Here is a 13514-nt window from a genome sequence, read left to right on the forward strand (position 1 = left end):
ACCTGTTATTTATAAGGACCAACCCGTATGAAGTGGTTCAATTCGCAAAAACCGTGTTCCAATTCGTAAAATTGAGTCTCCAACTCGCAAAAACCGTGTTCCAATTCGTAAAATTGAGTCTCCAACTCGCAGAAATTATGATCCAATTCGCAAAAATCGGGATTTAACTCACAATCCTACATCTTGAGCATAAAAACAATGAAAAATTCCTCATTTTCTGCTTCCTTTTTGCTTAGCACAACTGTAGCATTTGATTCGGCTGAAAAAATATAAAAAATACCAATTATTTAATTGACTTCTGATTAACAATTAGATTATCATCTAATTAGATAAACATCTAATCGGAGGAAGAATCAATGCAGCTGAACAAACTTGTCACTTTTCACAAAGTCATGGGAGATGCGACCAGGATCCGCATTCTTGCCCTTTTATCCAAGGGTCCTAAAAATGGTCAGGCACTTGCTGGTATTCTTGGGCTGACACCGCCAACCATTACACATCATTTAACGAAGCTGAGGGAAATAAGCCTTATATCTGAAAAAAGGGTCAAGAACACTATTTATTTTCAAGTGAATGAAAAACTTCTGCAGCAGCTGTCACTAGGCATGATGGAAATCGTAACAGGCAAAGGGGAACTTGAAATGAATCAGGAAAAAACAGCCGAGCATACAAAGATACTTGGAAATTACTTAACAAAGGATGGCAAGCTGAAAACCATTCCGCCTCAGCGAAAAAGAAGGCTTATTGTTCTATATCATCTGGCAAATGGTTTTGAAGCAGGCAAAAAATATCCTGAAAAAGAGATCAACGAATACATTAAAAGGTTTCATGAAGATTTTGCAACACTTCGAAGGGAATTTATCGTCAATCACATCATGTACCGGGAAGATGGAATTTATGAGCTGAATCCTAAAGAATTATGGGCGAAAATTGAATAGGAGCGGGAATATGATCAAACTGGAGCCAAGAGGCAAAGAACATCTTCAATATGAACTTGAAATCATGAATTCCAATCCGGATTTCAATCTCATTTCAAGCGGAAAACCGAATGTTACGGAAGAAGACTTGGAGAAGGAACGTGAAGAGGGAAAAGCATTAAACGCAAAACGGTTTATGATCAAACACGACGAGCAAATCGTAGGACTTATTGAATATTGTCCGCTGAATCCGAATGACGGTAAACCATGGATTGGTTTGTTTATCATTCATTGCGATTTTCAGGGCAAGGGACTTGCGAAGCTAGCATATGAAGCGGCAGAAGAAGTTCTTGCTGAGGAGGGTTTCAGTGAAATCAGACTCGGGGTGCTCACCAATAATGAACGCGGGAATTCATTCTGGCAGAGGATGGGTTTTACAGCTTTTAAAGAAGGATTGTATGAGAATAGACCGATTTATCATTATAAGAAGAAAATAAAGTAGAGCGATTTTCGCTCTACTTTTTTTGTAAATGTGACAATGCCAGCGCACCGACCAAAATTGCTCCTTTAATAATGTCCTGAGCATAATAAGGAACGTTCAGCATGGTTAAGCCGTTAAGCAATATGCCGATTAGGATGGCACCAAAGAACGTGCCGATGACATTGGGTTTGCCTGCTCCAAAGACGGAAATGCCGATGAACGCAGCAGCTACTCCGTCCATTAAAAGCGGGGCACCGGCAGAAACCTGTCCCGTCCCAATCCGAGATGCAAGAATGATTCCTGCAATCGCTGCAAAAACGCCGCTCAGCACATAGGCATATGTACGATAACGGTTAACAGGTATACCTGACAGTCTTGCTGCTTCCCGGTTTCCGCCTGTCATATAAAATAGCCGGCCGGGCTTCGTATACTGCAAAAACAGGTGAACAAGAATGACGGTTATGATCATCAGCAGAGCTGAAAAGGGAATGGAAAACAAACTGCCCTGTCCGATGAAAAGAAAGGAAGGAATAAATTTCCCAGTTGCAGTACCGCCGCCTTCAAGAGGCATGCTGTTGTAAATGGAATACCCCTTTGTATACGTTAAATGAATACCGTTTACTATATACATGACTGCAAGTGTTGCAAGCAGATCCGGAAGCTTTACTTTTACGACTAAAAAAGAATTGAGTAATCCAACTGCGATACCGATCACGATTGGAATAAGCAGCGCAACAAGCAATTCCTGTCTGAATAAAACGAGAGCAGCCGCACTTCCAATTGTGGCAAGACTGACAGTCGAGCCTGCGGATAAATCAAAACCATCAACAATCAGAGAAAAGGTAATGCCGATTGCGACAAACGTTACGATTGAAATGGACCGCAGAATGTCACTGAAATTCGAATAGGTTAAAAATTCGTCCACCGCAATGCTGAAGTAGATGGTAACAGCTAAAATGACGAGCACCGTGCCGTGTTTATACAGAAAGGGCAGAATGCTCCTTTGTTTTTTTGTCTTGATGACGACGGCTTCCTCCATCATCTTCACCTCCTGATGCATAATAAATGAGCTTTTCAATCGTTGCTTCCTCGTGTGTGAGGACTTTGGCCACTTTTCCTTTATTTAAAATAATGATGCGGTCGGCGACCTCCAGCAGTTCCTCCCACTCACCGGAAAAATAGACAATCCCTTTTCCTTCACCCGCAAGCTTGTGAATCAGCTGAAATACTTCTTTTTTTGCACCTACATCAATCCCTTTTGTCGGTTCATCAAAAAGAAAGAGAGAAGAATCAGTGTTAAGCCATTTTCCAATTACGACCTTCTGCTGGTTTCCTCCGCTCAGCAGACTTGTGGAAATAGAAGGGGAGGCTGCAGAAATGTTTAACCGGCTGATCAGCCGGTTGGCTAAAGCTTGTTCCTTTTGCTTTGAAATCCACAGGCCGTTTGCGATGGAGCGAAGCGACTGAATCGACAAATTCACCGATACAGGTTCATGAACAAACAATCCCTGTTTTCTTCTCTCTTCAGGAATCAGGCAAATGCCTGATTTAATGGCGGCTGCAGGGGAGGTGATTTTAACCTGTTTCCCTCTAAATACGATCGAAGCTTTAGTGGAGCTTAGACCATATAATGCTTCTGCAAGCTCGGTTTTTCCAGCTCCTGCAAGACCTGCTACTCCGACAATTTCTCCTTCATGAACATTTAAGCTTAGTTTGCTGCCGAACTTTTCAACCACTATATTTTCTGCATGAAATAAAGGTTTATCGAATGTCTTTCCCTTTTTTCTCTTTTCAATTTGAAAAGCGGTGCCAATCATATGCCTTACGATCTCAGCAATTTCGATTTCAGATGCATCACCGGTGTGAACAACGCTGCCATCCCGTAAAATTGTCACTCTGTCGCAGATCTCTTTTACTTCTGAGAGCTTATGAGAGATGTAGATAATCGCTGCACCTTCTGCGCGAAGCTGTCTGATGATTTTAAAGAGAGTCTTGGTTTCGGTATCGCTGAGAGGAGCTGTAGGCTCATCTAAAATGATGTAAGCAGCAGATGCAGAAAGGGTTTTTGCAAGCAAGATCAGCTGCTTTTCCTGCAGAGTGCACTCCTGAACGAGCTTGCTGACATTTATGCTGAGGCCAACCCTCTGCAGCAGTTTTTTTGCGTCAGCTTTAAGCTTTCTGTAAGAGATGGCAGCAGACTTCTGATCAGGGATGTTTGCCACATTTTCATAGACTGTGAGAGTTGGGAAGAGGGCAGTGTCCACTTCCTGGACAACAAACCCAATTCCAGCTTTTTTAGCATCAGAAGGATGATGAAAGACAGAAGTTTTGCCATCTATGGTAATGGTTCCATGATCGGGTTTGTAGTCACCGGACAGGATCTTCATCAGCGTGCTTTTGCCTGCCCCATTCATGCCGAGAAGCGCATGAACCTCGCCTTTTTTGGCAGTAAAGGAAATGCCTTTTAATACAGTTGTTTCACCGAAGGATTTGTAAATATCATCCATGATGAGGGAGCTCATGTTTATTCCCCCTTCGTTTCAAGTAATTTCATCCAAGGTGATGTGGCAACAGCAGATGTGCCCCAGCCTGGAACATATTCAGAAAGGGAGTCCATTTTAATGGATTGCTCCGGAAGAGTTGATCCTTCGACAAGATGCGGTTCCAGGGAATAAATGCTGGGTGTTTCTTCACCTGCAATCTTTTGATAAGCAAAGCGAACCTGTACGCGGCCGACTTCGGCAGGATCCGTGGCTGCAGTCGCTGTCCATGGGCTGTTTTCCTGCTGCATCAGCTCTAGGTCTTCATCACTTAAGTCAATTCCGTACACTTTAATTTCTTCACGGCCGGCTTGCTTGATCGCCCTCGTCGCTCCTTTTGCAAATTCATCCCATGCTGCAAAGACGGCATCAATATCGCCTTTATTGGGGTGTTTTTTCAAAATGGCTTCCATCTGTGTTTGAGTATCTAAAGCGGTATTGGCGCTTGCTGTACCAAATTTCGCCACTTCTTTAATGTTTGGATAACGCTGTTTGAACGCTTCATAGATGGTGTGGCGTCTTTCCATTGGCGTAAAGCCGGCGACCCAAACCGTAACGATTTCACCTTCGCCGTTTAAGTCTTCAGCTAATGTTTTAAGTGATTTCCAGGCAAGGCTGTAGTCGTCCTGATCAATGACGGTTACGCCGTCTACATTGATGTCGCTGTCAAAGGCTACTACAGGGATTCCTTTGGCTGCAGCTTTTTCTACAGGGCCTTGGAGGGCATCTGCACGGCCGTGGTCAATTAAGATCGCATCAACGTTTTGCGTGATGGCCGTTTCTACATATGTAGCCATTTTTGATAAGTCGTTATCTGCGTTGTAAATTTGGACGGATCCGCCGAACTTTTCGACCTGCTCCTGAACACCAGAGATGTATTGAGAAGAAAATGTTCCAATTGACATCTGCATGATCGCTGCAATTTTCAGCGGCTTTTGCACGGCTTCAGGTACTTCGGTGCTGCCGGAAGCAACAGCCGCAGCCGTTTCTTCTTTCTTCTCTTCTGCAGCTTTTGGTTCTGTATCCGATACAGCATCCTGTTCACTTGTGCACCCGGTTAAAAGAAGGGCAAACAATGTAAGTAAAATAAATGCCTGCTTAAACCCTTTCACTTTAGGCTTCCCCCTTAAATACTTTCTGAATTTCTGAGCTATAATCACCGGATAAAACGCCTTTTTCTGTAATGATTCCCGTGATCAAATGATGGGGAGTTACGTCAAAAGCAGGGTTAAACACTTTAACGTGATCCGGGGCGATCTGCTGCCCGCCAAAATGCGTAATTTCCCTTGGATCGCGTTCCTCAATTGGAATTTCTGCACCGCTTTTCGTTTCAGGATCAAAAGTAGAAAGCGGGGCTGCTACGTAAAACGGGATTTGAAAGGCGCAAGCTAAAAGAGCCAGGTTATACGTCCCGATTTTATTGGCGGTATCACCATTTGCCGCAATGCGGTCTGCGCCGACAATGATAGAGGATATGCCTTTTGAGAAAATTGTGTGTGCAGCCATATTGTCGGTAATCAGCGTCACATCGACATCTGCCTGCATGAGCTCCCATGTGGTCAGACGCGCACCTTGTAAAACCGGGCGGGTTTCACATGCATAGACGGATAGATTGATGTCTTTTTCTTTAGCAAGATAGAAGGGAGCGAGAGCCGTGCCGTAACGGGCAGTAGCAATTGATCCGGCATTGCAGATCGTCATGACGGAATCGCCGTTTTTAAAAAGCGGGAGGGCATGCTCGCCAATTCTGCGGCACGTTGCTTCGTCTTCTACTTGGATTTGAATGGCCTCATGAAGAAGGTTGGTTTTCACTTCGTTAACGGAAACGGCACACTGTACGCTTTTTACCAGCCTGCCAAGGGCCCAGAATAAATTAACAGCAGTAGGTCTTGAGCTTGCAAGATAATCATGATCGCGGGCAAGCAGCCGGTGAAATTCATCTAAATTCTCGGTTTCATACTGTTTAGCAGCGAGCGTAAGCCCAAAAGCGGCGGTTATTCCGATTGCAGGAGCACCGCGCACTTTTAATGCTTTAATCGCTTCCCAAACGTCTGAAATTGTCTGAAGTTTGATATATTCTGTCACAGCAGGCAGTTTTTGCTGATCAAGCAGGCTGATATATGTTTCTTTCCATTCGACAGAACGGGGAATAATTGTATTTGTAAATGACATGATGTGTTCTCCTTATCTGACAGGTACTTGTTTAAAAGATTCTGCAAGGTCTGCAGTCGTTTTAATCGATTGACGATTTTTTACAAGCTTGCTTCCTAAATCAAGCGCACGCTGTTTTGCTTCAATTTTGCGCTCATAAGGCTCGATGGAATCAAGATCCGCTACATGAGCGAGCCCGATCGTGCGTCTGACGATTTCAATGCCGGCAAAACCAATTGCATCTTCAAATGCTTTCTCCAGGATAAAAGAAAGATAGCCGTCAACTTTTGCGAAAGCTTCCAGACTGTCATTCTTCCATGCTTTTGAAAATTCTTCTTCAAAAACGGCCCATGCAGTCTCGATATGATCCAAAAGAACCTGCTGATTTGCTTCATCTCTGGAAATGGCGTTCATTAAAAGGTTGGCGAAAAAGTGTCCAAGATCAAATCCAATCGGACCATAGTAGGCAAATTCAGGGTCAATCACCTTCGTTTCCGTTTCACTTGCAAAAATACTTCCTGTATGAAGATCCCCGTGAACAAGCGTTTCAGCTTCCGTCAGGAATTTATGCTTTAATTTAGCTACTTCAAGCTTTAAATGACTATCGTTCCAAATGTTTTCAGCATCTTGTCTCAGCTCTTCTTCAAAGCTGTTTGACTCATAGTCGAAAAATGGATCTGTAAAGACGAAATCTTCAGTTATTTTGCAAAGCTCGGGGTTCGAAAATTGTTTGACAAGCTGCTTTTTTGCCTTCGGATTCAGTGCGAAATCAGAATTATAGAATAATGTCTTTCCTAAAAATTCGCCGATATGCCGTCCTAATAGCGGGAAGTCTCTGCCTTCTATCAATCCGGCTCTAGCAATCTGCAAATAAGAGAGATCCTCCATTGCTGTGATCGCTAAAGTTTCATCGGTATAGTAAATCTTTGGCACATATGCACTTGCAACTTCAGCCTGTTTCAGCAGGGCGCTGCTTTCGATTCTGGCACGGTCAAGAGTAAGCGGCCAGCTCTTGCCGATTACCTTTGCATAAGGAAGGGCTTGTTTGATGATGAATCCTTTTTGATTTTGATTCACAATGTGAAAAACAAGGTTCAAGTTACCGTCGCCAATTTCCCTGCACGTCAGGACACTTTTTTCTTCAAACAACCCAAGTCTGATGGCAAGAGCTGCAGCGGCGCTTTCAGTTAACGGTTCATAAGCAGATGATCGATAGTTTGACATGGTTTATAACCCTCCAGTTTTAAAATTAGAGGCTTTTCAGGCAATAAGAAAAGCCTCTTCCACAGTGAAAGAGGCTTGAAGGCATAGGCTTCGCACCTCTTATCTGCCAGAAAGAACTTCTTTCTGTTGGAATTAGCACCGTGCCTTGTAGGAGTAATCTCCCCGCGCATAAAAAACTGCGCCCCATTTTACAATGGTTTTACGGTCGGTTGCTGGGCGTCATCGGGCCAAATCCCTCAGCCTACTCTTGATAAGAGATAGTATGAAATTAAAGGTTGGTGATAAAGTGAAACTTCAATAGGTTGGTGATAAAGTGAAACTTCAATCAGTGGGGGGGTCATTTCACCCCCCACTGATTGCTAGTTGAGCCAATCGGGCTTTTACGGGCAGTTATTCCACACCTAGGTTTTATTGTTTAAAATCAAAATAGGCTTAGGGTAGAGGAGTTACTGCCCGTTAATGCGGGATAAAAAAATGTATTCGCATAATTTGGAATTTATCACTTGTTCTGAATGTTAACAGGTATGACGAAAAACTGTCAATACTTTTTTTAAGAGTAAAAATGAGGAAGTCTGTCTTTAAAAATAGGAATTTGTTTCCTGATTTCTTTAACTTTCTCCATCTGAAGGACTGCTGTAAGCGAGGTTTGCTCTATACCGGCCTCAGCTAAAATTTCTCCCCACGGATCGATGATCATCGAGTGACCGGCGAATTCATTTTTCGGATCACTGCCTGAGCGGTTGCAGGCTACAACAAAACATTGATTTTCAATTGCACGGCTAATCAGCATGGATCTCCAGTGATGAAGTCTTGGGAGCGGCCATTCTGCCACAACGTAAAGGATTTCAGCTCCTTGTGTCGTATGGACGCGGATCCATTCAGGGAATCGAATGTCATAGCAAATCACTCCGGCACTCTGCAAACCGTCAAGCTGAAACAGGCCATTTGCAGTCCCGCCGTTTAAATACAGGTGCTCATCCATCAGTTTGAAAAGATGCAGCTTGCTGTATTCATGGTTAAGTTCGCCTTGCCGATTAAAAACATACATCGTGTTCGTTACGCCTGACTCTGTTTTTTTCGCAACAGAACCTGCCACAATATTGACTTCATATGTTTTAGCCAGACTGCTTACTAGAGCAATTGTTTTGCTGCCGTTTGGGTCTGCGATCTCATCGAGCCTAGTTAGATCATAGCCCGTTGTCCAAAGTTCAGGCAGAACAATTACGTCAGGTTTTTCGGATGCTGCAATTTTTTCTATTTCTTTTTTTACATTTTCAATATTTGCTTCAGGGTCACCAAAAACAAGGTCTATTTGCAGGCATGCCACTTTTGGATTCATCAATCGTCATCTCCGCCTCGAAATATTTTTCTTTACAAGCTGACTCTAACAATATATGATTTTTCACTAGAATTTCAAGAATTTTTTGAGAAGGTGTAAAACATGAAAAACTTCAATCAATCACAGTTATTAAATAAGCTTCCAAAGCAGTTTTTTGCAAGTCTCGTAGGAAAAGTGAATGCAGTTATCGAAGCGGGACATGACGTTATTAATCTTGGACAGGGGAATCCTGATCAGCCAACACCGCCTCATATTGTTAAGGCTCTTCAAGAGGCGGCAGAAAATCCGGACTATCACAAATATTCCCCGTTTCGCGGACAGAAATTTCTTAAAGACGCAATTGCGGAATTTTACAAGCGGGAGTATGGTGTAACACTTAATGCTGACAAAGAAGTGGCCATTTTGTTTGGCGGAAAAGCGGGACTTGTTGAAATTCCGCAATGTTTACTGGACCCGGATGATTTAGTTCTCGTACCGGATCCCGGATATCCTGACTATTGGTCTGGGGCAGAGCTTGCCCGGGCAAGGATGGAATTTATGCCGCTGGTAAAAGATAATCAGTTTTTGCCGGATTATGGGCAACTTTCAGAAGAAGCGAAGAAACAGGCAAAGCTTATGTTTTTGAATTACCCGAACAATCCGACCGGTGCTGTTGCCTCAAAAGAATTCTTTGAAGAAACAGTCGAGTTTGCAAAAGAAAATGAAATTTGTGTTGTCCATGATTTTGCCTATGGCGCCATTGGATTTGACGGAAAAAAACCTGTCAGTTTTTTGGAAGTTGAAGGAGCGAAAGAGACTGGGATTGAAATCTATACGCTCTCGAAGACGTATAATATGGCGGGCTGGAGGATTGGTTTTGCGATAGGCAATGAAAGTGTCATTGAAGCGATTAACCTGTTTCAGGACCACATGTTTGTAAGTGTGTTCAGCGCTGTCCAGGAAGCTGCTGCAGTTGCCCTGCTTGAATCACAGACCTGTGTGGATGAATTGGTGGAGCGGTATGAAAGCAGACGGCATGCATTCATCACTGCTCTGAATGAAATTGGCTGGCAGGTTGAAGCGCCGCCGGGGTCGTTTTTTGCATGGCTGCCTGTTCCTGCAGGTTATACTTCAGAATCCTTTGCCGAATATCTCCTTCTGCACGCACATGTCTGTGTTGCGCCTGGTGTAGGTTTTGGGAAGTTCGGAGAAGGCTATGTAAGGGCAGGACTTTTAACCTCTGAAGATAGACTGAGAGAAGCAGCAAAACGGATAAAATCTTTGAATTTATTTTGAAATGGCGGTTGACAGTCTTTTGAAAAACTGTCATAATCCAAATTAATTTCAGGTTATTCAGAACATAAAATAAATAAGCCATTCTTATCAAGAGCAGGTGGAGGGACTAGCCCGATGAAGCCCGGCAACCGACTTAAACCAAGGTTTAAGCACGGTGCTAAATCTTGCAGCATTCGCTGATAGATAAGGATCTTAGCCAAGATAGATAAGGTCTCTTTTCGATTAGCGGAAAGGGGCCTTTTTTATTGATTACGAAAGGATAAAATTTTGCGCATTGATGGCAAGCAGTGTAGCCCAACTCCTCGGCCATGCCTCTAGCTGAGGGCGCTTGCGCATTTCTAATATTGTTATGGAAGGCGGTACAAATATGAGCGGCGTTACAGCAACCTATCTCATCCATGATGGAAAAAACTTAGAAAAAAAAGCAGAAGGGATTGCCCTTGGCTTAACCGTTGGGTCATGGACGGATCTTCCGGAACTGACGCAGATACAATTGCAGCAGCACAAAGGGAAGGTCATCTCGGCAGAAGAATTTGAGGCTGATGATAAGGTCTCAGCTTTTTTAAACAAACGCGTCAAAAAAGGCATCGTTAAAATTTTTTACCCTGGAGTAAATTTCAGCCATGATTTGCCGGCGATTCTTGCGACTGTGTTTGGAAAGCTGTCTCTTGACGGCGAAGTAAAGCTTCAGGACCTGGATTTTTCAGAAGATATTCTTGCTGAGTTTCAAGGTCCTAAATTCGGCATCAGCGGCATTCGTGAAAAACTTGGTGTATATGACAGACCTTTGCTTATGAGTATTTTTAAAGGAGTCATCGGACGTGATCTCGCTTTTTTAAAGAATCAGCTTAAAGATCAGGTGCTTGGCGGGGTTGATTTGGTGAAAGACGATGAAATTCTTTTTGAAAATCCGCTGACACCTTTTGAACAGCGGATTACTGCCGGCAAAGAAGTGTTAAGCGAGGTTTATGAGCAGACCGGTCATAAAGCGATGTACGCGGTTCATTTATCAGGAAAAACGTATGATTTAAAAGAAAAAGCAAAGCGTGCGGCAGAGCTTGGAGCAGATGCCCTATTGCTTAATGTTTTTGCCTACGGCCTTGACGTGCTTCAAAGCCTTGCAGAGGACAAAGACATCAACATTCCGCTTATGGCTCATCCCGCTGTCAGCGGTGCATTGGCGTCATCCTCACTTTATGGAATCTCGCATTCTCTTTTACTCGGAAAATTGCTGAGATACAGCGGAGCCGATTTTTCTCTGTTTCCATCCCCATATGGAAGTGTTGCGCTTGAGCGGGAAGCGGCCCTTTCCATAGGTGCAGCTTGTAAAGAAAACGTGCTGCTGAAGGAAACATTCCCTGTGCCTTCAGCAGGGATTCATCCAGGACTCGTCCCTATCTTAATCCAGGATTTCGGGTTAGATAGCGTGATTAACGCAGGCGGAGGTGTGCACGGACATCCAAACGGCGCTGCTGGAGGCGGAAAAGCTTTCCGTGCAGCGATCGATGCGGCATTACAAGGCATCTCCTTGACTGAAAAAGCAAATGAAAATGCCGATTTAAGAATCGCGCTGGATCTTTGGGGGCAGGTGGAAGTGAGCAAATGAGCAAGCCGATTATCATCTGTGATTTCGACGGAACCATCACAAATACTGACAACATTATTGCCATCATGAAGAAGTTTGCTCCGCCAGAGTGGAACGCTTTGAAGGATGATGTATTAAGTCAGCGGATTTCTGTCCGGGCAGGAGTAGGGAAAATGTTTCAGCTGATTCCAACAGAGCTGAAATATGATATTATTCAATACTTGCTTTTTACGGCTCAGCTTCGCTATGGATTCCGTGAATTTGTTCAATTTACGGAGGAGGAAGAAATCCCTCTGTATATTGTAAGTGGAGGCATTGATTTTTTTGTGCACCCATTGTTGAATGGCTTGGTTGACAGGAGCCGCGTTTACTGCAATGAAGGTGATTTCGGCGGTCAGGCAATTGAAATCTTATGGCCAAACTCATGTGATGATCAGTGCAGCAATGACTGTGGCTGCTGCAAGCCGAGTTTAATCAGGAAGCTTGCGGAACCAGATCAGGAAGTCATTGTCATTGGTGATTCTGTTACTGATTTAGAGGCTTCAAAACTTGCAGACTTTGTGTTTGCAAGAGATTTTCTTCTGGGAAAATGCAAGTCTTTGGACCTTCCGCATCAGGAATTTACTACGTTCTTTGATGTAATAGATGGACTTAAGAAAAAGCAGGAGGCGGTATCATGAGTCTTTTAAATCAGCGCTGGAGCGAGCTTGCCGCGGTTAAACGCGAGCTTGCTGAGAGGGATTGGTTTCCAGGTACAAGCGGAAACCTGGCGATCAAGGTAAAAACAGAGCCGCTCTCGTTTTTAGTGACTTCAAGCGGTAAGGATAAACGGATTGAGACGAGTGAAGATTTCCTATTGGTCGATCAGCATGGAGAAGCCCTTGAAGAAACAAAACTGAAGCCTTCTGCTGAAACCCTGCTTCATGTAGAAATCTATAATCGTACGAACGCAGGCTGCAGCCTCCACGTCCATACTGTTGACAACAATGTCATCTCTGAGCTCTACGGCGATGACGGCGGCGTTACGTTTAAAGGACAGGAAATCATTAAAGCATTTGGACTTTGGGAAGAAGATGCAGAGTGGCATATTCCGATTATTGAAAATGCGGCTCATATACCTGCTCTCGCAGCTGACTTTGGCAAGTATGTGAACGGAAACTCCGGTGCTGTTTTGATCCGCAATCATGGCATTACCGTTTGGGGAAAAGATGCTTTCGAAGCCAAAAAAGTCCTGGAAGCATGTGAATTTCTATTTTCCTATCATTTAAAAGTCCTATCTTTAAAACAAGCTAAATCGCTCACAATAAGAGCTTAACAATAGGAGGAAATATAATGGCAACGATACGATTACAGGAAACAAATGAAAGAATCGCGGATCAAAAGGAGGTTGCTGCCTTTCTTGTGTCTCAGGAAGTCATCTATGAGCACTGGGATATCGAGAAGCTGCCGGAAACTTTAAGAGAGAATTACAGTCTTTCTGATGAGCAAAAAGAGGAAATTCTGCAAGTATTCAAGGATGAAATCGCGGACATCTCAGAGCGTCGCGGCTACAAGGCTCAGGATGTCATCTCTCTATCTGACAGCACGCCGAATCTTGATCAACTATTAAAAAATTTTCAGCAGGAGCATCATCACACAGATGACGAAGTACGCTTCATCGTCAGCGGCCACGGCATATTCATCATTCAGGGAAAAGACGGCTCGTTTTTTGATGTCGAACTCAACCCTGGCGACTTAATCTCCGTACCGCCAAACATTCGCCACTACTTTACGCTTCAGGAGGACCGTAAAGTTGTTGCAGTCCGCATTTTCGTTACATCTGAAGGATGGGTGCCGATTTACGAAAAAGAAGAGCAGCAGGCATAATTGGAAAACCTCTTTACCTTTATGGTGAAGAGGTTTTTTTATTATGAAAATAAAGGGTTTTAGCCAGCAGAACAAGAATGAATGACCCGAATATGAAATCAGCTGGAAGAGTGCACAGAAAAACGAATTTACGCAC

The 13514-nt window shown here is 43.6% G+C and carries 12 protein-coding genes, 1 pseudogene and 2 riboswitches; of the genes and pseudogenes, 7 read left to right on the top strand and 6 right to left on the bottom strand.

Features of this window, described 5'->3' with window-relative positions:
• The first annotated feature begins 356 nt into the window (after positions 1 to 356).
• Together LIT25_08565 and LIT25_08570 are read left to right on the top strand one after the other, a co-directional pair.
• Positions 357 to 938: a metalloregulator ArsR/SmtB family transcription factor gene (locus LIT25_08565; GenBank protein ID USK35330.1), complete on the top strand. Its 582-nt coding sequence runs from the start codon at positions 357 to 359 to the stop codon at positions 936 to 938.
• Positions 939 to 948: 10 nt separating this feature from the next.
• Positions 949 to 1419 carry a GNAT family N-acetyltransferase gene (locus LIT25_08570; GenBank protein USK35331.1) on the top strand — a complete coding sequence of 157 codons (471 nt, stop codon included), beginning with the start codon at positions 949 to 951 and terminating at the stop codon, positions 1417 to 1419.
• A 13-nt stretch (positions 1420 to 1432) separates the two neighbouring features.
• On the opposite strand, the gene LIT25_08575 is transcribed toward LIT25_08570, so the two are convergent.
• The 6 genes and pseudogenes from LIT25_08575 to LIT25_08600 form a co-directional block, all read right to left on the bottom strand.
• Entirely contained in the window at positions 1433 to 2440 is a 1008-nt protein-coding gene (locus tag LIT25_08575) for an ABC transporter permease (GenBank protein USK35332.1), read from the bottom strand.
• Positions 2376 to 3920, bottom strand: coding sequence for a sugar ABC transporter ATP-binding protein (locus LIT25_08580; protein USK35333.1), 1545 nt, complete (start codon positions 3918 to 3920; stop codon positions 2376 to 2378). The genes LIT25_08575 and LIT25_08580 overlap by 65 nt, the downstream gene beginning before the upstream one ends.
• Positions 3921 to 3922: 2 nt before the next feature.
• Positions 3923 to 5050: a sugar ABC transporter substrate-binding protein gene (locus LIT25_08585; GenBank protein ID USK35334.1), complete on the bottom strand. Its 1128-nt coding sequence runs from the start codon at positions 5048 to 5050 to the stop codon at positions 3923 to 3925.
• A 1-nt stretch (position 5051) separates the two neighbouring features.
• Positions 5052 to 6110 carry an S-methyl-5-thioribose-1-phosphate isomerase gene (gene mtnA, locus LIT25_08590; protein USK35335.1) on the bottom strand — a complete coding sequence of 353 codons (1059 nt, stop codon included), beginning with the start codon at positions 6108 to 6110 and terminating at the stop codon, positions 5052 to 5054.
• 12 nt (positions 6111 to 6122) lie between these two features.
• Complete coding sequence (mtnK, locus tag LIT25_08595) at positions 6123 to 7313, bottom strand: S-methyl-5-thioribose kinase (protein ID USK35336.1); 1191 nt, start codon at positions 7311 to 7313, stop codon at positions 6123 to 6125.
• A 96-nt stretch (positions 7314 to 7409) separates the two neighbouring features.
• A riboswitch (SAM riboswitch) is annotated at positions 7410 to 7570 on the bottom strand.
• Between the two features lie 293 nt (positions 7571 to 7863).
• Positions 7864 to 8662: pseudogene (locus tag LIT25_08600) on the bottom strand (carbon-nitrogen family hydrolase).
• 92 nt (positions 8663 to 8754) lie between these two features.
• On the opposite strand from LIT25_08600, the gene LIT25_08605 reads away from it, so the two are divergent.
• The 5 genes from LIT25_08605 to LIT25_08625 all read left to right on the top strand — a co-directional run bounded on the left by LIT25_08605 (position 8755) and on the right by LIT25_08625 (position 13378).
• The gene (locus tag LIT25_08605; protein ID USK35337.1) at positions 8755 to 9927 is read left to right on the top strand and encodes a pyridoxal phosphate-dependent aminotransferase; all 1173 of its coding nucleotides are present in this window, start codon (positions 8755 to 8757) and stop codon (positions 9925 to 9927) included.
• Between the two features lie 81 nt (positions 9928 to 10008).
• A riboswitch (SAM riboswitch) is annotated at positions 10009 to 10117 on the top strand.
• Between the two features lie 177 nt (positions 10118 to 10294).
• Positions 10295 to 11533 (top strand): 2,3-diketo-5-methylthiopentyl-1-phosphate enolase, encoded by a 1239-nt coding sequence (gene mtnW / locus LIT25_08610; protein USK35338.1) that lies wholly within the window; start codon positions 10295 to 10297, stop codon positions 11531 to 11533.
• Positions 11530 to 12192 (top strand): 2-hydroxy-3-keto-5-methylthiopentenyl-1-phosphate phosphatase, encoded by a 663-nt coding sequence (mtnX, locus tag LIT25_08615; protein USK35339.1) that lies wholly within the window; start codon positions 11530 to 11532, stop codon positions 12190 to 12192. The genes mtnW and mtnX overlap by 4 nt, the downstream gene beginning before the upstream one ends.
• Positions 12189 to 12827, top strand: a complete 639-nt coding sequence (locus tag LIT25_08620; protein USK35340.1) for a methylthioribulose 1-phosphate dehydratase — start codon at positions 12189 to 12191, stop codon at positions 12825 to 12827. Before mtnX ends, LIT25_08620 begins: the two co-directional genes overlap by 4 nt.
• Positions 12828 to 12844: 17 nt before the next feature.
• The gene (locus LIT25_08625; protein ID USK35341.1) at positions 12845 to 13378 is read left to right on the top strand and encodes a cupin domain-containing protein; all 534 of its coding nucleotides are present in this window, start codon (positions 12845 to 12847) and stop codon (positions 13376 to 13378) included.
• Positions 13379 to 13514 lie beyond the last annotated feature (136 nt).

Origin of the sequence: Bacillus sp. F19 (assembly GCA_023823795.1) — a bacterium.
GTDB lineage: Bacteria > Bacillota > Bacilli > Bacillales > Bacillaceae > Bacillus_P.

Excerpts from the sequence above, each read along its gene's own strand:
- LIT25_08565 (USK35330.1), top strand. The coding sequence starts at position 357 with ATGCAGCTGAACAAACTTGTCACTTTTCACAAAGTCATGGGAGATGCG.
- LIT25_08570 (USK35331.1), top strand. The coding sequence starts at position 949 with ATGATCAAACTGGAGCCAAGAGGCAAAGAACATCTTCAATATGAACTT.
- LIT25_08575 (USK35332.1), bottom strand. The coding sequence starts at position 2,440 with ATGATGGAGGAAGCCGTCGTCATCAAGACAAAAAAACAAAGGAGCATT.
- LIT25_08580 (USK35333.1), bottom strand. The coding sequence starts at position 3,920 with ATGAGCTCCCTCATCATGGATGATATTTACAAATCCTTCGGTGAAACA.
- mtnA (USK35335.1), bottom strand. The coding sequence starts at position 6,110 with ATGTCATTTACAAATACAATTATTCCCCGTTCTGTCGAATGGAAAGAA.
- mtnK (USK35336.1), bottom strand. The coding sequence starts at position 7,313 with ATGTCAAACTATCGATCATCTGCTTATGAACCGTTAACTGAAAGCGCC.
- LIT25_08605 (USK35337.1), top strand. The coding sequence starts at position 8,755 with ATGAAAAACTTCAATCAATCACAGTTATTAAATAAGCTTCCAAAGCAG.
- mtnW (USK35338.1), top strand. The coding sequence starts at position 10,295 with ATGAGCGGCGTTACAGCAACCTATCTCATCCATGATGGAAAAAACTTA.
- mtnX (USK35339.1), top strand. The coding sequence starts at position 11,530 with ATGAGCAAGCCGATTATCATCTGTGATTTCGACGGAACCATCACAAAT.
- LIT25_08620 (USK35340.1), top strand. The coding sequence starts at position 12,189 with ATGAGTCTTTTAAATCAGCGCTGGAGCGAGCTTGCCGCGGTTAAACGC.
- LIT25_08625 (USK35341.1), top strand. The coding sequence starts at position 12,845 with ATGGCAACGATACGATTACAGGAAACAAATGAAAGAATCGCGGATCAA.